Genomic DNA, 18431 nt, shown 5'->3' with positions numbered 1-18431 from the left:
TCAAGAAAAACGCCAGGTTACTGAATGATCTTGCGCGGGCTCGCCGTGTGTTCTCTCGCGACGCTGTTGGAATCATCGATTTCCTGAAGCAGGACCTCGTAGCCCCAGAGATCGGCAAGATGCTGCAAGACCAGTTTCATGTCGGCTTCCTGAAGATAGCAGCCATTCATGACGATGTGCTGCAGCAACAGGCGGCGGTCGCCGGCGAGGTCGACATCGACGATATCGATGGCCGGATCGGTCCAGCCGATATCGTATTCGCGGGAGAGCTGGCGGCGGATGCGCAGGTATCCGCGCTCATTATGGATCGCCGAAACCAGCACCCCCTCGGTCTGTTCGGGATCGTCGTAGAGATGGAACAGCCGCAGCTGCCGGATCAGGTTCGGGCTGAGGAACTGGCTGATAAAGCTTTCGTCCCGGTAATTGGCCCAGATGTCGCGCAGGACCGCCATCGCATCGCCTCTTCCGGCGATATCGGGGAACCATGCGCGGTCCTCTTCCGTCGGCGTCGTGACGATCCGCTCGATATCCTGCATCATCGCAAAGCCAAGCGCATAGGGATTGAAGCCCGAGAACCGACGGTCGTCATAGCTCGGCTGGAACACGACGTTGGCATGCGACTTCAGGAATTCGAGGAAGTTTCCGTCGCTAATCTGCCCCCGCCCGTGAAGCCGGTTCATGATCTGGTAGTGGACGAAGGTGGCGGTTCCCTCGTTCATTACCTTGGTCTGCCGCTGGGGGTGAAAATATTGTGCGACGTGGCGGACGATGCGAAGGATTTCACGCTGCCACGGCTGCAACCGCGGCGCTGATTTTTCGAGAAAATAAAGGATGTTGTCCTGCGGAAGACCGAGGGCGGCGCGGCGCTTTTCCAGGCCGCTGTCGCCCGCCTTCCGAGCCTTGCCGACAGGGACAGTGCGCCACAGATCGTTGAACATCTGCTCCTCGTGGGCGCGGCGCTCCTGCTGTCGCTTCTCCTCCTGGCGAAGATCGATCGTGGTCTTGCCCGCGTATCGATGCACCCCGTGCGACATCAGCGCATGGGCTGCATCCAGCGTGCGCTCGACGGCCATCTCGCCGTAACGCTCCTCGCAGCGGGTGATATAACCCTTGGCGAAATCGAGGTAATCGAGGATACCCTCGGCATCGGTCCATAGCTTGAAGAGATAATTGTTCTTGAAGAAATGGTTGTGGCCGAAGGCCGCATGCGCGGTGACGAGCGTCTGCATCGTCGCCGTGTTTTCCTCCATCAGGTAGGAGATGCAGGGAGAGCTGTTGATGACGATCTCATAGGCGAGGTCGCGCATCCCGCGGCGGTAGAAGGTTTCGTGATGCGCGAAGTGTTTGCCGAAGGACCAATGGCGGTAGAAGAGCGGCATGCCGGTCGACGAATAGGCATCGAGCATCTGCTCCGAGGTAATGACTTCAATCTGGTTCGGATAGACGTCGAGGCCAAGTTCGCCGAGCGCGATCTCCTCGCAGGCGTCGTGAATGCGTTGAAGTGTTGAAAAGTCCCAGTCGGCCCCCTCGAACAACAGCCGTTCTCGTGGCCTCATCGTCATGGTCATGGCGTCACCTTCGACTGTGCGTCACGTTTCTGGAAGAGATCATGGAAAACAGGGAAAATTTCGTTTCGCCGGCAGACCTTGCGCATCGAAAGCGGCTGCAGCTCGGAACGGATCCCGTCATAGAGCATCCAAAGCGGTGAGCGTGATATCGAGGAGTCACCGCCTTCTTCGCCGACCTCGATATAGGCGAAATACTGGCACAGCGGCAAAATCTCGCGCAGCAGCTGTCCGCTCAGGTTCCCGTCGGAATGGGCGTTGTCGCCGTCCGATGCCTGGGCGCCATAGATATTCCATTCCGCCGGATCGAAACGCGCCGCGATGATCGCCCGCATTGCCGCTAGCGCACTGGAGACCAGCGTGCCGCCGGTTGCCGGACCATAGAAGAAGGTTTCCTCGTCGACTTCCTCGGCCTTGTCGGTATGGCGGATGAAGACGATCTCGACTTTCTTGTAGCGTTTCGACAGGAAAAGGTAGAGCAGCAGGTAGAACCGCTTCGCCAGGTCCTTCATGTGTTCCGACATGGAGCCGGAGACGTCCATCAAGCAGAACATCACGGCCTTTGCCACAGGCTTCGGCTCGTTTTCGAAGCGGCGATACCGCACGTCGAGCGGATCGATATAGGGAATGCGCCGGCTTTTTTCCGTCAGAGATTTGAGTTTTGCCTCAAGCGCCAGCCGGCTCTCGTCGTCCTCGCATTCCTCGATCTGCCGCTGCAGGGCTTCGATTTCTTCGCGGCGCGGACGGTGAAGCGCGACACGGCGCATCATCGCGAGCCTGGTCGTGCGACCGACGGCAATGTTGGACGGCGATCCCGACACGGAATAGCCGGCACGGAAGGGAGTTTCCTCCTCGGTTTCGGCCAGACGCCGCTTGGCAAGATCGGGCAGTTCCAGATCGTCCAGGAACACATCGAGGAATTCCTCGCGCGTCAGCACAAAGCGGAAGCCGTCCTCGCCGTCACCTTCGCCCGCATCCTTGGGTTTTCCGCCCCTGCTCCCCGGCGGGCGCGGAAGAATGTCGCCTTCGACAAAGGCCCTGTTTCCAGGCAGGATGTGGTCGCGAATGCCGCCATCGCCCCTTCTCAAGTTCGGCTCGGCCATTCCATCGATCGGCAGGCTGATTTCCCCGCCGTCGAGCACATCGCGAATGTTCCGGTTTTGCAGAGAACGCTTTACCGCCTGCTGCACGGCGCCCTTCATGCGCCGAAGAAACCGTTGCCGATTTTCCAGACTTTTACCGCGCGGATTTAGCCGACGGTCGACAATGTGCATATTGGCTCCACATTAACTTGCCTGTTTGACGCGCATGTACCATTCGACGAGGCGCCGAACCTGCCTCTCCGTGTAGCCCCGCGCAGCCATGCGCGAGACAAACTCGCTGTGTTTCTTTTCTGTTTCCGAATCCTTCTTCGAACCGAAGGATATGACGGGCAAAAGATCCTCGACCTGCGAGAACATTCGTTTCTCGATGACTTCCCGGATCTTCTCGTAGCTCGTCCATGACGGATTCTTTCCGCCGTTGGCTGCCCGTGATCTCAAGCAGAACTTGACGATTTCGTTGCGGAAATCCTTCGGATTGGCAATTCCCGCCGGCTTTTCGATTTTCGTCAGTTCCTGGTTGAGGAGCTCGCGGTCGAGAAGCTGGCCGGTATCGGGATCCTTGAAATCCACATCTTCGATCCAGGCATCGGCATAATCAACGTAGCGATCGAACAGGTTCTGTCCGTAATCCGCATAGGACTCAAGATAGGCCTTCTGAATCTCATTGCCAATAAACTCTGCGTAACGCGGCGCAAGATCGGCCTTGATGAATTCCAGATAGCGCTTCTCGACATCGTCGGAAAACTGCTCGCGTCGGATCGACTGCTCCAGCACATACATCAGATGAACCGGATCGGCGCCGATATCCGTGGTGTCGTGATTGAAGGTGGAGGCGAGCACCTTGAAGGCGAAGCGGGTCGATATGCCGTCCATGCCCTCGTCGATGCCAGCGGCATCCCGATATTCCTGGACACTGCGGGCGCGCGGATCCGTTTCCTTCAGGCTCTCGCCGTCATAGGTGCGCATCTTCGAGAAGTATGTCGAATTCTCATGCTTGCGCAGACGCGAAAGCACGGAGAAGCGGGCCAGCATTTCGAGCGTCGCGGGGGCGCACGGCGCATCGGCGAGTTCCGATCCCTCGATCAGCTTCTCGTAGATCTTCTGCTCTTCCGTGACGCGCAGGCAATAGGGCACCTTGATCACGCAAATACGGTCGATGAAGGCCTCGTTGTTCTTGTTGGCCTTGAAGGTTTGCCATTCCGCTTCGTTCGAATGCGCAAGGACGATGCCGGAGAAGGGTATGGCGCCGATATTCTCGGAGCCGATATAGTTTCCCTCCTGCGTCGCCGTCAGCAGCGGATGCAGCATCTTGATCGGCGCCTTGAACATCTCGACGAATTCGAGCACGCCCTGATTGGCGCGGTTGAGCCCGCCCGAATAGCTGTAGGCATCGGGATCGTTCTGGGAATAGGTCTCCAGCTTGCGGATATCGACCTTGCCGACCAGCGACGAGATATCTTGATTGTTCTCGTCTCCAGGCTCGGTCTTGGCGATGGCGATCTGGCGCAACCGCGAAGGCTGTACTCTGACGACGCGGAAGCGGGAAATATCGCCTCCGAAATCGTCGAGCCGTTTCAGGCACCACGGACTCATCAGTCCGCTCAGGCGCCGCAGGGGAATGCCGTATTGCTCCTGGAGGAGCGATCCCATCGTGTCCGGGTCGAACAGGTTGAGAGGACTTTCGAAAACGGGGCTGATCTCGTCACCCGCCTTCAGAACGTAGATCGGATGAACCTCCATCAGCAGCTTCAGCCGCTCCGCCAGCGATGACTTGCCGCCGCCGACCGGGCCGAGCAGATAAAGGATCTGCTTGCGCTCCTCGAGCCCCTGCGCCGCGTGCCGGAAAAAGGAAACGATGCGTTCGATTGTCTCTTCCATGCCGTGGAAACCAGCAAAGGCCGGATAGATCCGCATGGTCCGGTTCATGAAGATCCGGCCGAGGCGCGCGTCCTTGGCGGTATCGACCATCTGCGGCTCGCCTATCGCGGCGAGCAGGCGCTCGGTCGCATTGGCATAGGCAAGCGGTTCCTTTTTGCAAAGGTCGAGATATTCCGCGATCGACATATCGGTTTCGCGACGCGCATCATAACTGCGGGTGAACGCATCAAATACGGATTCGCTCAGCATGGGCCCTCCATTCAAGGTTAATGCCACAGGCTTCAGGTGTCCCTATAACCATCGAGATGGCCATGACGTTCCTGAGAATCAATAGTTTCTTCGGCTATTCCACGCTCACCGGCCATTTCTAGCAATGCACAAAATTGTGCATCCACCGGTTCTTTAATTACTGTACGAAACTGTCGATCAGTATAGTTGAGAAAGCCCCCATGGCGGTATCAGCACATTTCACGACGTGACAGAAAGATGAAAAAGGTGTGCAATGTCGCCCGTGATTCGAGATCACGAAAGTCAGCGATTGGCAGGCGGCGAACCTGCTTCGATCGGTGAATATCGATGCGCGACGGATCGTATGTCATCGAAATTTGGGGATATTCTTAGAGAATCAGGCGCATGACTATCATGCGCCTGATTTGCGATCATGTCTCCACAGGCCTCTCAGCCGTTGAACGCATTCTCGAGCACAGCGACGTCGATCTTGACCATGCCGAGCATCACTTCGGTCACGCGCCTCGCCCGCTCAGGGTCGCTGTCGGCGATCATCTCCGATAGCACGCGCGGCACGATTTGCCAGGAAAGGCCCCAGCGGTCCTTCAGCCAACCGCAGGCCTCCGGCGTACCGCCATTGGCGAGGAATGCCTCCCATATTCGATCGATCTCGGCCTGACCTTCGACGAGGATCGCAATCGAGAAGGAATGGTTGAAGCTATCGAGCGGGCCGGCCTTCATGGCCAGGAAGAACTGGTCGGCGAGCGTGAACTCGATCAGCTCGACGCTGCCGGGAGGCCCGCTCGGCGTTTCCGCCTGAAGTATGGTGGTGCGGCCGATCCTGGAGTCCGGGATAACAGACACGTAGAATTCGACGGCTTCGCGCGCTTCCTCGGCGAACCAGAGATTTGAAACGACCTTCGGCATGAAACGGCCTCCTTGTTGACGGGTGTTGATCCGGACTGCTGTCCGATGCCTCAAGGACGCCTTACTGGCGCCGGTTCCGACACGCCGTGATCGGAATTTTAGCCCTGCCCGCCCGCATCTTGACCGCAGCCGGGCTCGGCGGCGGCCTTGCCGCCTGTAACATGCCGCCTGGATAGCGCCGGCTCGGGAATGAAAGCAGAACATCTTTTCTGGTCTTTCCTTCCCGAATCACTACATTACGCGCCATGAGCAATAGTTTCGACGATATGCCCTTCTTCGACGAAGAGCCGGGCGAGATGGCGCGCAAGCCGCAGCCGCCTGCCGCACCCGCCGAAAGGGCGCCCGCCACCGGTGGCGGCATCGCCGCACGCGCCATGGCGGCCCGCGACGGCGGCAAGCGGCCGGATTACCTCACCGGGCTGAACCCCGAGCAGACCGAAGCCGTCGAAACGCTGGAAGGCCCCGTCCTCGTGCTCGCCGGCGCCGGCACTGGCAAGACGCGGGTGCTCACCACCCGCATTGCCCATATCCTCAATACCGGCCGCGCCTTTCCCTCGCAGATCCTCGCCGTCACCTTCACCAACAAGGCCGCCCGCGAGATGAAGGAGCGCATCGCGCTGCTCGTCGGCGGCGCCGTCGAAGGCATGCCCTGGCTCGGCACCTTCCATTCGATCGGCGTCAAACTTCTGCGCCGCCACGGCGAGCTCGTCGGCCTGCGCTCCGATTTTACCATTCTCGATAGCGACGACGTCGTTCGCCTGATCAAGCAGTTGATCCAGGCCGAGGGTCTCGACGATAAGCGCTGGCCGGCCAAGCAGTTCGCCGGCATGATCGACACGTGGAAGAACAAGGGGCTCGGCCCGGCCGATATCCCCGAGGGCGACGCTCGCGCCTTTGCCAATGGCCGCGGCCGCGATCTCTATTTCGCCTATCAGGCGCGCCTGACGACGCTGAACGCCTGCGATTTCGGCGACCTGCTGATGCATCCGATCGCGATCTTCCGCAAGAACCCGGACCTCTTGAAGGAATATCACGGCCGCTTCCGCTATATCCTCGTCGACGAGTACCAGGACACCAACACCGCCCAATACATGTGGCTCAGGCTTCTCGCCCAGCGATCCAAAGGCGAGCCGCAGAACGTCTGCTGCGTCGGCGACGACGACCAGTCGATCTACGGCTGGCGCGGCGCGGAGGTCGACAATATCCTGCGCTTTGAAAAGGATTTCCCCGGCGCCAAGGTCATCAAGCTCGAGCGCAACTATCGCTCGACTGAACATATCCTTGGCGCCGCCGCCCATCTGATCGCCCATAATGAGGGTCGTCTCGGCAAGACGCTGTTCACCGACCGCTCCGATCCGGACGACGTCAAGGTGCAGGTCCACGCTTCCTGGGATTCGGAGGAGGAAGCCCGCGCCATCGGCGAGGAGATCGAGCAGCTCCAGCGCGGCAAGCATCTCTTGAACGACATGGCGATCCTCGTGCGCGCCTCGTTCCAGATGCGCGAATTCGAAGACCGCTTCGTCACCCTCGGCCTCAACTACCGCGTCATCGGTGGCCCGCGCTTCTACGAGCGCCTCGAGATCCGCGACGCCTTGGCCTATTTCCGCCTCGTTGCGCAAGCCTCCGACGACCTCGCCTTCGAACGCATCGTCAACACCCCGAAGCGGGGCCTCGGCGATACGACGGTGCGCGCGCTGCACGACTATGCGCGTGCCCGCGATATCCCGATGCTTGCGGCGGCCGCCGACATCATCGAGACCGACGAGCTGAAGCCGAAGGCGCGAAAGGCGCTCTTCGACGTGATTCAATCTTTCCGCCGATGGCAGGAACTGCTTGAAAAGACACCGCATACCGAGCTGGCCGAGCAGATCCTCGAAGAGTCCGGCTATACCGACATGTGGAAGAACGACAAGAGCGCCGAAGCGCCGGGCCGCCTTGAGAACCTCAAGGAACTGATCCGCTCGATGGAAAGCTTCGAATCGATGCGCGGCTTCCTCGAACACGTCTCGCTGGTGATGGATGCCGAGACCAACGAGAACCTTGATGCCGTCTCGATCATGACGCTGCACTCAGCCAAGGGTTTGGAATTCGACACCGTCTTCCTGCCCGGCTGGGAGGAAGGCCTCTTCCCGCACCAGCGCTCGCTGGACGAGAGCGGCCGCGCCGGCTTGGAGGAGGAACGCCGCCTCGCCTATGTCGGCATCACCCGCGCCAAGCATCGCTGCCACATCTGGTTCGTCTCCAACCGCCGCATCCATGGCCTCTGGCAATCGACCCTGCCCTCACGCTTCCTCGACGAACTGCCGGAAACCCATGTCGAGGTCGCTCAAATGGAACAGAGCTACGGCGGGTACGGCCGCGGTGGCTACGGCCAGTCCCGCTTCGACAAGGCCGAACCCTTCGCCAATTCCTATTCCACGCCCGGCTGGAAACGCGCCCAGGCCAACAAGACCGACGCCACACGCGACAATTGGGGCACCCGCTCCGGCCACGCCGTCGAACGCATCGGCTACGGCGAGAGCGGCCCGAAGGGGCGCACGATCGAAGGCGAGCTGGTTGCCAAATCGACCTCGTCGGAACCGTCGAGATTCACCCTCGGCGACCGCGTGTTCCACCTGAAATTCGGCAACGGCAACATCACCGGCATCGAAGGCAACAAGCTGACGATCGAGTTCGACCGGGCCGGACAGAAGCGGGTCTTGGACGGGTTCGTCGAGCGCGTGTGATCTCACCTCGGCACGACGCGAGAACGTTTACCCGAGCATCCGCATCCTTCCGATCCCAACAATATCGTTGATCAGCGCAATGCCGATTCCGGTGGCGACGATTCCCAATCCGATCAGGAAGAGCCGGCGAGACCGATCATATTTGACGGCAAAGAGAGAGTCGCGCGCCAGCAGATCGGCAAAGACCTTCACCTGGATGGCGATGCCGATCGTCAAGAACAGCATCGGCGGAATATCGATGCGACTCCAGTCGTTGGGGTTGGAAACCCAGACACTGATGAAATTGAGCGAGAAACCGAGGATGATCCCGGCCGCTGTCAGCGACCCGTTGCGAAATGTCGCATCGATCTTTTCGTCGGGATCCGGCTCGGACATGGCTTCGCTTCCCGCTGCTGAGGGTAAGAAAGGCAGAAATCATGATCCAGAGCAAGCTCGACCTGACATCGCCCTCACAGGAAGCAGACGAAATGTCGCAGCCGCGCAAACCCCGGCACTCCGCCCATGGCTCCTCCGCACGCTTCATTACGACAATTTCAGGCAAACACGGACATGGATTTAATCGCCTCCAGACGAAGCAATCGCTGAAAAAAGCCAATAATTCCAATGAAACAACTTTGGTAACCGAAAGGTTAACGTGCGTCGCCCCGCGCCGTCAATCGCACTTCTACCCTGTCAAAACGTCGCTTTGACGCCTTGTGCAAATCAGCTTAGCCCAAAGGCTGCCCACCCATGAAAGGCGGGCTTCATGACGAACTTTTCGAAGGAGGTTCAAGTGACCAGTGTTTCATCTCTCGGCAGCACAATGACCCAGTACCAGTCTCCGCTTTCCAGTCTGGACAAGAATGGCGACGGCGTCACATCGGCGGACGAGTTGGCCGCCGCCTCGCAGTCCTCGACATCGGCCATGGCGTCGACCGACGGCGACGACAGCGGCACCGATATCGTCAAGAAGATCACCGCCGACATTCTGTCGCTGATGCTGTCCATGCAGAAGACCGACAGCAGCGACGATCAGGCCGACGGCAGCGATCAGAGCGACGACAATTCCAAGGGCGTCTTCGCCGCGATGGATACGAATGGCGACGGCAAGTTGACCGAATCCGAATTTATTGCCGCCGAACCGAACAGCATCAAGACTTCGGGCGACAGCGATCCGCTCCTCACCAAAGTGCTGAGCGACATGCAGACGGCCCTTCAGGCCTACCGCAATACCTACGGCGCTTCCGCCGCAGCAGGCGATTCCGCAACCGAAGACGTGGCGGCGGTCTAGCTGGCTGAAATCCGGGCTCTGCCGGGGGAGCCTCGATCCATCGATGCCGCACAAAAGTGTCCACGCAGGCAGATCGATTTGGCGGCACTTGCCACCGTCGTCGGCCGTGTCTGCGATCCGGAAATCATGCACGTGCCTTGCCGCTCCGCTCCATTTCACCACGAGAACCGCCACCAGCTATCGCAATGATTGCATTAGAGCATTCTGCTTTGACGACTTACTGCCGCTAGCGCCAGAATTAACACTTGCGCGTTCGCGCCTGGAAATCCACTAGTTGATCCATTCGGTGTGCTTAGCGTCCTACACTGCAATAAAGCGAAGGGATTGGCCTTGATGAAAGCGCTGCTGCTCGTCGACATTCAAAACGGCTTCTGTCCAGGCGGCAATCTGCCGGTGCCTGACGGCGACAAGGTGGTTCCCGTCGCAAACAGACTGATCGACAGCGGCAAATACGACCTGATCGTCGCCTCGCAGGACTGGCATCCGCCGGGCCACGGCAGCTTTGCCTCCGCCCATCCGGGTGCCGCCGCCTTCGAGATGGGCGAACTGTCGGGCAAGCCGCAGATGATGTGGCCTGACCACTGCATTCAGGGTACGCTTGATGCCGAACTGCATCCCGAACTCAAATCCGAAGAGATCGACCTGATCCAGCAGAAGGGCGAGAATCCTGATATCGACAGCTATTCGGCCTTCCGCGACAATGACCGCGATGCCTCGACCGGCCTTTCCGATTTCCTCGAGGATCAGGGCGTCACCGACCTCGACGTCTGCGGACTGGCGACCGACTATTGCGTCAAGTTCTCCGCGCTCGACGCGCTGGAGATGATGCCTGGTATCCACGTGCGCTTCATCGAGGACGCAAGCCGCGGCATCACGCCCGAAGGCGTCGCCGCCGCCATCGAAGAGATGCGGGCGCATGGCATCGCGATCATCGACAGCGTCAAGGCCTTGGCCGGCTAGTTCAGCTCGGATACCGCCAGAAAAAACCGCGTCGAATGTCGGATCGGTGCAAGTTAATCCGTCCTCGGCTCTGAACACACCAACAATGGGAGTTGAGAGATGAGAAAACTAGTTGCTGCAGCCTTCGTCAGTTTGGACGGTGTCATGCAGGCGCCGGGCGGGCCGCGGGAGGATCCGACCGGCGGCTTCACGCAGGGCGGCTGGACCGTCAATTATTGGGACGAGCCGATGGGCCAGTTCATGGGCGGGATCTTTACCGATCCCTTCGAACTGCTGCTTGGCCGCAAGACCTACGAAATCTTCGCCGCGCACTGGCCCTTCGTCGGGAAAGACGATCCAATCGGCAAGGTCTTCAACGCCGTGACCAAATATGTCGCGACCACTTCCACCGAGCCGCTCACCTGGGCAAATTCCGTCGCCCTGCGTGGCGAAGCCGCCGCCGAAATCGCCCGGTTGAAACGAGAGGACGGTCCCGTCCTCCTGACACAGGGCAGCAGCGGCCTGTTGCAGACCCTATTGGCGCATGACCTGATCGACGAATTCCGGCTCCTGACTTTTCCGCTCGTCCTCGGCCAGGGCAAACGCCTGTTCGGTCGAGGCGCCAAGCCGCAGGCGCTGAAGCTCACTGCCAACACGATATCGACGACGGGCGTCATCATGAGCGTCTACGAGCGCGCCGGCGCAATCAAGACAGGCACATTCGAGCTGGCGCAGCCCTCGGAGGCCGAGATCGAACGCCGGGAGCGGATGAAGCGTGAAGGCTGAACGCGCCTTTGCGATTGCGGGGCCGCGGGCACTGTCGCGTCCCGTCTAGAGGCTCGTGCCCTTGTTCGTCTATTCGCGCTCCAATCGCGGCGCCACTCCCGAAGGTGTTGCCGCCGCAATCGACGAAATGCGGACGCAAGTCACAATGATCAAATGCGTGGACGTGTGTAAATAAGCTGCCGGCCGGTAGCTTATTTCAGGACGTAGACGTCGAACGTCTCATCGCTTCCGACAACCGCGCCGAAACGCTTGACGAGGCTTGTCGCGCTCTGGAAAGCAGAAATATCTTCCGGCGTCAGAATCAACCGCCAAACATAGCTTTCACGCAGGGAAACGGGCGCAGTAATCTGATCAAGTCGTTGTGAAAGAAGGATGACAACAGGGACATGCTCACTCTGCTGCAATCGGTGTGCCGTTTGCAGAATATCGGCAAGGCTGAGCGAAAGCCGCGCATTCCAGGTATATCGTACGACGGCGCCGAACCGCTCCTCCCGCAGAAGATAGGTGCGGTTGCGGACGTAATAGGGCAAGGCTTCCACCAGATAGTCGGGATCCGCCATGATGACCGCATCCTTGAGATCGGGGCGCGATTGAATGAACGCACCGAGATCCTTGCTTCGGCTCAGGGGTATTTCGGCTATGAAGGCCTGGTGGACCTTCTCGACGCCGGACACGACCTGTAGCGCCAGCAATATCAGGAAGCACAGGCGCCCGAACTTTACGATGCCGCCAACAGCCTCGATGCCTGCAACGCCCGCCCCGTCGCGCTGAGACTCTATGGCAGGCGGTGATCGCGATCATGAAAACCAGCCAGAGCGCCTGATGTCTGTATCCGCCGGGATAGACAAGCGTAAAAAGCAGCGAAAGCCCCAAGAGAACCAGTCCCGCTGCGATCATAGCCGGCCATCGGTTCGCCAGCGCCAACAGGCTGCCGTAGATGAGCGCGGACATCAACGCTGCGAAAATCTGGGCGGCCAACGGATACGCAACGACCAGTTCAAGGACGCTGTTGGGATAGAACGCCATAAAATGGGAACTGGTCAGGGCAAAAGCGCGAAGGACAAGCAAAGCGAAATTCTCGCCGCTGAGATCGTTCTGCCCCGTATCGTTGAAGGTCGGATAGACTGTTACGAAACATAAAACAATTCCAACCGCGGCAATGGCAGCGGCGGTCGCAAAGGCCCGATATGCCGTCAGAGGCGGCCTTGGCCGGGCCAGAATTAAATCGAAAAACCAATAGGCGAGGAAGCCGCCGACGAGGACGACCGAATGGACGTTCGTATTTGCCAGCAGGGCAAACAACAGGCCGAGCAATATCCCGTTGCGTGCTCCTTTCTCCCAACTGAGGACGATAAGGAAAATCACCAGCATGCTGATGCCGTAATTTCGCGACATCGCGGCATAATCGAAAATCGAAAAGCTGCCGAACAGCGACAGAAGCATGATGGAAAGCGGCAGTTTCAGCCTGAAAACAAGAAGATAGGCCGCGGTCGCTGCAATCGTCAGTGCGACGATCTTCAGGACGACAGGTGAGCCGACCACGGCATAGGCGGCGCGCAGCAGAATATACCAGACAGCAGGATGACCCTCACCATGCATCCGGCGAAGCATATCGATGAAGTTATCCCCTTGAAGCGCGAGTGACAACGCACGAACCTCGTCACGCCAGACCGTTTCGGACCAGCAGAGCGCAGACGCCAGCGCAAGCCAGACCATAAGGATCAACGCCTTGCCGAGCTTGGCAGATCGAGGTTCATCGATAACAGAGACAATCACGGCCAAATAACACGCAACCCGGTGAACGAAAGCGTCACGACCATATCGGCGCAGAAATAAATTGGCGTTAAGTGAAGGCCTCTTTTGGTTTCAGGGCGCTGAAGCATGTCGCGCGAAACTGTGCAGCGGTTTAAGCGCGACAAGCGAATTTGAAGATCGCGACGCGCTTTAGAATTTTTCCTCCCTCTCAAGCAGATGGATATCCTCGGCGACGTCGTCCATTCTCTGCAATAATGCGGCCTGGGCATCTCGTAGCCCTCGATTGTAAAAGTACGGCCCGATCTCCTCGGCGAAGAAGTCAAGCAGGAATTCAGCCGGCAATGCACCGATGGGATCGAGTTCCCGGTCGAAATAAGCGCGGATGCGCGAAACGATTTCAGCCTTTTCTTCCTTGGAAAATTCGATCTTTTTCATAGCTGCCTCTTTGCCGAATGCGATCGGGACTTTGATGGTTCAGCAAAATCGATTGGTCAATCAAGGAAATTCAATTGCCGTCGCAAGCCGTAGACCATAAGGGAAAACTTGAATTCCAACTGGACAAGATCGCATGAATCGCGCCGACTTTGTTGAAGGTTTGCGGGGCGGCTCCGCCGTTGCGTTGGCATCGGCGCCCTTTGGCGCTCTCTTCGGAGCGCTGGCGGTCGAAAATGGCATGTCGCTTTCCGAAGCCGCCTTCATGAGCGCCACCGTCTATGCCGGCGCCAGCCAGATGGTCGGCATTGAACTCTTCGGTCACAATGTCCACGCCTGGCTGATCGTACTGTCGATCCTCGCCGTCAATTTCCGCCACGTGCTCTACTCGGCGGCGCTGGCGCGCTACATCGGCCATTTCACGCCGGTGCAGAAATTCTTTACCTTTTTCCTCCTCGTCGATCCGCAATTCGCCGAAGCAGTCAAGCGCGCCGAGGCCGGCCGGCAACTCACCTTCGCCTGGTATTTCGGCTTCGCCATCATCATCTACATTCCGTGGGTGCTGATCAGCATCGCCGGCGGCCTGCTCGGCGGTTTCATCGGCGATCCCAAGGCCATCGGCCTCGACATCCTGTTGCCGGCTTATTTCCTCGGCATCGTCCTCGGCTTCCGCAAGCGAGACAATTTCCTGCCCGTGGCGCTCGTCAGCGCGGTGGCATCCGTGTTCGCCTACCGCCACGTCGGCTCGCCCTGGCATGTCAGCCTCGGTGCCGCCGTTGGCATCGTGCTTGCCGCCCTGTTGCCGCTGCCGCCGCAACCGCAAGATCTCGAAGCCGACGCCCTTCAATCCGAAGTGCACGAGGTCTGAGCCATGGAATTCGATCTTCACATGGCGCTCGTTATCCTCGCCGCAGCCGCCGCCACCTTCGCCACCCGCATCGGCGGCTATATCCTCATCACCCGAATGAAAAGTATTCCCCCGCGCATGGAGGCGGCGCTGAATGCCGTTCCGGCGGCCGTGCTGACGACGCTCGTCGCACCCGCCTTCTTCATCGGCGGCTGGGAATCGAAGCTGGCGCTGATCGCCGCCCTCTTCATCGGATTGCGCTTCACCCATACATGGATGCTGGTTGCCGCCTGGATCGTCGTGATGACCTGGCGCCACACGATCGGCGCCTGAGCACCGGCCCGAAGCCGGCGCAGAAACTCAAGGCATTATAGCGTCGCCGACGCCGTAATGCCGTTCTCTCAATATTCCAGCGGCAGCGTCGCGTGTTCGAGCCACGCCCTGACATCGTGATCGTGGATGAGCGGCATCAGCGCCTCGCATGTGCGGCGATGATAGTCGTTGAACCAGTGCAGTTCGTCATGGGTCAGAAGCTCGGGAATGACAAGGCTGCGGTCGATCGGGCAGAAAGTCAGCGTTTCGAATCCGAGCATCGGCGCGTCGCCGCCCTCGATCTCCTCGGCCCCGCGCACATAGATCAGGTTCTCGATGCGGATGCCGAAACTGCCGGGCCGATAATAACCCGGTTCGTTCGAAAGGATCATGCCGGGCAGCAGTTCCTGCGTCGAAAGCCTGGAGATGCGCTGCGGCCCCTCGTGCACCGAGAGATAGGAGCCGACGCCGTGGCCTGTGCCGTGAGCGAAATCGGCGCCGGCCCGCCACAGCGCGATGCGCGCCAGCGGATCGAGGTCGCAGCCGCGCGTGCCCTTCGGGAAACGTGCCGTGCTGATCTCTATCATCCCCTTCAGCACCAGCGTGAAGAAGCGCCGATGCTCTTCCGATACCGTACCTATGCCGACGGTGCGGGTGATGTCTGTCGTGCCGTTGATATATTGCGCACCCGAATCGATCAGGAAGAGTTCGCCGGCCTCGATCAACCGGTTGGTCTCGGTCGTCACGCGGTAATGCATGATCGCCGCATGTTCGCCGGCGCCCGAAATCGTGTCGAAGGAAATGTCCTTCAGAGGGTTCTGCATGCTCTGGCCGACGCGGGCACGCGCCGCTTCGAGATGCTCGGCAGCAGCGATCTCGCTCACCGTGCCAGGCTTCGTCTGCGACAGCCAACAGAGGAATTCCACCATCGCCGCCCCGTCCTGCAGATGTGCGGCGGCCGAGCCGTTGATCTCGACGTCGTTCTTCACCGCGCGCGGCAGCTTGGCGGGATCGGCGCCCTCCACCACTTCGCCGCCCGCCTTACGGATGATCTCCGCCAGCGCATAGGCGGCGATATCAGGGTCGATCAGCACGCGGCCGCCATCTCGCGAAACGGCGGCAAGCCTCTCCTCCAACGCCGAGGGCGGCAATTGTGTGCAGATCTGCGCGAGATAGGCCTCCGGCTCGATGCCGGTCTTGCGCTTGTCGAGGAAGAGCTCTGCCCGGCCGTCGGCATGAATGATGGCGCGCGCCAGCGGATGCGGCGTGTGCGGCACGTCGGCGCCGCGGATATTGAAGACCCAGGCAACCGAAGAAGGATCGGCGATCAGCACCGCCGCAAGGTTCTTCTTCGAAAGATCGGTGGCGATCGTCGCGATTTTGTCCCTGGCCAGCATGCCGGCCTGCGCGAGGTTCTGGATGCTGACCGCGCCGAGCGGCTCGGTTGGCCGGTCGCTCCAAAGCCTGTCGAGCGGATTGTGCGGCAGGAAGACCAGCGTGCCGCCAATCTGCGAAAGCGCCTTTTCCAGACGGCGCACCTCTGCACCCGCATGCAGCCATGGGTCGATGCCTAGCCGCAGGCCCTTGCCGCCGTTTGCGGCAAGCCAGAGGTGCGGCGGTTCGTTCACGAGGTCGCCGCCCGAAAAGACCGAACCGTCGACCTGTTCGGCAAGCTGAGTCACATAGCGCCCGTCGACGAAGACGATCGCCTGCGTGCGCAGGATGAGCGCAATACCGGCCGAACCGGTAAAGCCCGTCAGCCATGCCAAGCGCTCCGAACATGCGGGAACATATTCGCCGTTGAACTCGTCGGCGCGCGGCACGAGAAAGGCGTCGATGCCGAGCGAATCGAAACCGGCGCGCAGCGCCGATACGCGATCCCTGCCGAATTGCGGCGTGGAAGTGACTTCGAAAGACTGGAACATGCTGGAAACCCGAATAATTGAGACGAATCCGGTTAATGGGATGCCGGCCATGTTAGCGAAATTTCAACTGATGGGGAGAAAAAGCGACCAAGCGAGTCGAAAGCCCTGGGACCGCTCAACATTTTGACGGAACTGTGACGCCAAAAGTTAATTTGGCACGCTTTATGCATTGGCCGCATGGCTCCCATGAGCGAAACCCTCTGCCTCCGCATTTCAGAATAGCTATATAGGCGTCATCGAACGGTTCGCGATGAACCTATAACAAAGGAATTCTTGAAATGACCGCCTCTCTCTCGCGCTTCGCATATAGCAGCCCGATGCAGGCTGGCGAACGCCAGACCGTGCGTCACGTGATCGGCGCCCGCCGCCCGCAAAACGAGGACAGCCTCAAGCTGCTCGGCGCCGGCCAGCGGGCCACGCGCCACAAGGGCGCCCCCAGCTACGCGTTCTAAGCCTGAAAGCCAGTCCGTCTCCTCCCTCCCGGACCGGCCTATTGGAATGCAGTAGAGCCCGCTTGAGCGCTCCTCCCCTTGAGCTCGCGGGCATTGACCGGATAGACCGGTCGAAGGCGGTGCCATTGGCACCGCCTTTTTCTTATCTTCAACAAGGCTTGGGAGGTACGCTATCCTGTGGAATGATCCGGTCGCAGCTTGCTCCATCTTCTCCCCTCGGAGAGAAGATGGCCCGAAGGGTCGGACGAGGAGGCCACACGGCAGGCAATTCATTACCCTTCGCTGCGCTCTGCGCATTCGCGGCTTCGCCGCTCACCCCCTCATCGCCTCGCTATCGTTCCGGCACTTCTCCCCGCTGGGGAGAAGAGGACACCGCATTCGCCTCCCCAACTCTCGCCTTCATCAAGGCCGATCGAGGTGGATGGTCACCCAGCCGTTGCGCCAGATGGTTCTGACGTGGCGAAGCCGCGCGCCACTATAGGCGGCAATCACCTTCCAGCGTTGCCCGGCAAGGATGCCGGAGAGAATAACCGATCCGCCAGGCGCAAGATGCGTCGCAAGCTTCGGTGCCATGCGGATCAGCGGCCGCGCGAGAATATTGGCGATGATGAGATCGAAGGGACCGTGCTCGGAAAAGGCCGTCGAGTGGAAGCCCGGCGCTGTCCTGGTGACGATGCCCGAGGCGATGCCGTTGCGGCGCACGTTCTCGGCCGCCACCTTCGTCGCGATCGGATCGATGTCGGTCGCCAGCACCGGTATGTTCCTGAGCTTGCGCACCGCAATCGCCAGCACACCGCTGCCGGTGCCGAGATCGAGCGCGTTGCGGACCGGGCGCGAGCGCAACACGGCATCGATCACCTCGAGGCAGCCCGCCGTCGTGCCATGATGGCCGGTGCCGAAGGCTTGGCCGGCATCGATCTCGATGGCGATGTCGCCGGGGCGGATCTTGTCGCGGTCATGCGAGCCATGCACCAGGAAGCGCCCTGCCCGGACGGGCTTCAGCCCCTCCAGCGATTTCACCACCCAGTCGATCTCGGGGATGACTTCCCGCTCCAGCCGGGCATCGGGAAAAGAGGCCTTCAATGCGTCCTCGACGCGGGATTGCACCTCCGCCTCGTCCTCGGCCATCATGTAGATCGAGGCTTCCCAGATATCCTTCTTCTCATCGATCTCCGTGGTGCCGATGGCAAAGTCTTCTTCACCGAAGACCGCGCTCAGAAGGTCGAGGATCTCTTCGGCCTTGCTTTCGGTCGTCGTCACGTAAAGGCGGATTTCACTCACGATAG

General features: G+C 59.9%; 16 protein-coding genes and 1 pseudogene. 8 read left to right on the top strand and 9 right to left on the bottom strand.

Features of this window, described 5'->3' with window-relative positions; genetic code table 11:
• Nucleotides 1–17: 17 nt before the first annotated feature.
• The 4 genes from ACS4RR_RS10590 to ACS4RR_RS10575 form a co-directional block, all read right to left on the bottom strand.
• The gene (locus tag ACS4RR_RS10590) at nt 18–1568 is read right to left on the bottom strand and encodes a SpoVR family protein (protein ID WP_260109060.1); all 1551 of its coding nucleotides are present in this window, start codon (nt 1566–1568) and stop codon (nt 18–20) included.
• Nucleotides 1565–2839: a YeaH/YhbH family protein gene (locus tag ACS4RR_RS10585; protein ID WP_162115983.1), complete on the bottom strand. Its 1275-nt coding sequence runs from the start codon at nt 2837–2839 to the stop codon at nt 1565–1567. Before ACS4RR_RS10585 ends, ACS4RR_RS10590 begins: the two co-directional genes overlap by 4 nt.
• 12 nt (nt 2840–2851) lie before the next feature.
• Nucleotides 2852–4795, bottom strand: a complete 1944-nt coding sequence (locus ACS4RR_RS10580) for a PrkA family serine protein kinase (RefSeq protein WP_017965069.1) — start codon at nt 4793–4795, stop codon at nt 2852–2854.
• Nucleotides 4796–5224: 429 nt separating this feature from the next.
• Entirely contained in the window at nt 5225–5701 is a 477-nt protein-coding gene (locus tag ACS4RR_RS10575) for a VOC family protein (protein ID WP_222386276.1), read from the bottom strand.
• A gap of 245 nt (nt 5702–5946) precedes the next feature.
• On the opposite strand from ACS4RR_RS10575, the gene ACS4RR_RS10570 reads away from it, so the two are divergent.
• A complete protein-coding gene (locus tag ACS4RR_RS10570; protein WP_456190070.1) occupies nt 5947–8427 on the top strand; it encodes an ATP-dependent helicase in 2481 nt (826 codons plus the stop codon).
• A 27-nt stretch (nt 8428–8454) separates the two neighbouring features.
• On the opposite strand, the gene ACS4RR_RS10565 is transcribed toward ACS4RR_RS10570, so the two are convergent.
• The gene (locus ACS4RR_RS10565; RefSeq protein ID WP_260296588.1) at nt 8455–8802 is read right to left on the bottom strand and encodes a hypothetical protein; all 348 of its coding nucleotides are present in this window, start codon (nt 8800–8802) and stop codon (nt 8455–8457) included.
• A 41-nt stretch (nt 8803–8843) separates the two neighbouring features.
• On the opposite strand from ACS4RR_RS10565, the gene ACS4RR_RS10560 reads away from it, so the two are divergent.
• The 4 genes from ACS4RR_RS10560 to ACS4RR_RS10545 all read left to right on the top strand — a co-directional run bounded on the left by ACS4RR_RS10560 (nt 8844) and on the right by ACS4RR_RS10545 (nt 11422).
• A complete protein-coding gene (locus tag ACS4RR_RS10560; RefSeq protein WP_456190069.1) occupies nt 8844–9116 on the top strand; it encodes a hypothetical protein in 273 nt (90 codons plus the stop codon).
• Between the two features lie 83 nt (nt 9117–9199).
• A complete protein-coding gene (locus tag ACS4RR_RS10555) occupies nt 9200–9697 on the top strand; it encodes an EF-hand domain-containing protein (protein WP_407768399.1) in 498 nt (165 codons plus the stop codon).
• A 333-nt stretch (nt 9698–10030) separates the two neighbouring features.
• A complete protein-coding gene (gene pncA, locus ACS4RR_RS10550) occupies nt 10031–10657 on the top strand; it encodes a bifunctional nicotinamidase/pyrazinamidase (protein ID WP_162115980.1) in 627 nt (208 codons plus the stop codon).
• 99 nt (nt 10658–10756) lie between these two features.
• On the top strand, nt 10757–11422 hold the full coding sequence (locus ACS4RR_RS10545; protein WP_260296590.1) for a dihydrofolate reductase family protein: 666 nt from the start codon (nt 10757–10759) through the stop codon (nt 11420–11422).
• A 191-nt stretch (nt 11423–11613) separates the two neighbouring features.
• Here the strand turns inward: ACS4RR_RS10545 and ACS4RR_RS10540 are convergent.
• Both ACS4RR_RS10540 and ACS4RR_RS10535 read right to left on the bottom strand, forming a co-directional pair.
• Nucleotides 11614–13204 (bottom strand): annotated as a pseudogene (locus ACS4RR_RS10540) (hypothetical protein).
• 162 nt (nt 13205–13366) lie between these two features.
• Nucleotides 13367–13612 (bottom strand): DUF2164 domain-containing protein, encoded by a 246-nt coding sequence (locus tag ACS4RR_RS10535; protein ID WP_033181033.1) that lies wholly within the window; start codon nt 13610–13612, stop codon nt 13367–13369.
• A 133-nt stretch (nt 13613–13745) separates the two neighbouring features.
• Between ACS4RR_RS10535 and ACS4RR_RS10530 the strand changes: the two genes are divergently transcribed.
• Nucleotides 13746–14477 carry an AzlC family ABC transporter permease gene (locus ACS4RR_RS10530; RefSeq protein WP_456190068.1) on the top strand — a complete coding sequence of 244 codons (732 nt, stop codon included), beginning with the start codon at nt 13746–13748 and terminating at the stop codon, nt 14475–14477.
• Between the two features lie 3 nt (nt 14478–14480).
• Entirely contained in the window at nt 14481–14789 is a 309-nt protein-coding gene (locus ACS4RR_RS10525) for a branched-chain amino acid transport AzlD family protein (RefSeq protein WP_017965080.1), read from the top strand.
• A 68-nt stretch (nt 14790–14857) separates the two neighbouring features.
• Here ACS4RR_RS10525 and ACS4RR_RS10520 read toward each other — a convergent pair whose 3' ends face one another.
• Nucleotides 14858–16693, bottom strand: a complete 1836-nt coding sequence (locus ACS4RR_RS10520) for an aminopeptidase P family protein (protein ID WP_260296592.1) — start codon at nt 16691–16693, stop codon at nt 14858–14860.
• Nucleotides 16694–16971: 278 nt separating this feature from the next.
• Between ACS4RR_RS10520 and ACS4RR_RS10515 the strand changes: the two genes are divergently transcribed.
• Nucleotides 16972–17145 (top strand): hypothetical protein, encoded by a 174-nt coding sequence (locus ACS4RR_RS10515; RefSeq protein ID WP_222359857.1) that lies wholly within the window; start codon nt 16972–16974, stop codon nt 17143–17145.
• A gap of 402 nt (nt 17146–17547) precedes the next feature.
• On the opposite strand, the gene ACS4RR_RS10510 is transcribed toward ACS4RR_RS10515, so the two are convergent.
• Nucleotides 17548–18426 (bottom strand): 50S ribosomal protein L11 methyltransferase, encoded by an 879-nt coding sequence (locus ACS4RR_RS10510; protein ID WP_170276409.1) that lies wholly within the window; start codon nt 18424–18426, stop codon nt 17548–17550.
• Between the last annotated feature and the right edge of the window lie 5 nt (nt 18427–18431).

It is taken from the genome of Rhizobium zaerense (assembly GCF_051810725.1).
Classification (GTDB): domain Bacteria; phylum Pseudomonadota; class Alphaproteobacteria; order Rhizobiales; family Rhizobiaceae; genus Rhizobium; species Rhizobium leguminosarum_I.
Note: the sequence above shows the minus strand (reverse complement) of the source record. Positions and strands in the feature narration are given on the sequence as shown.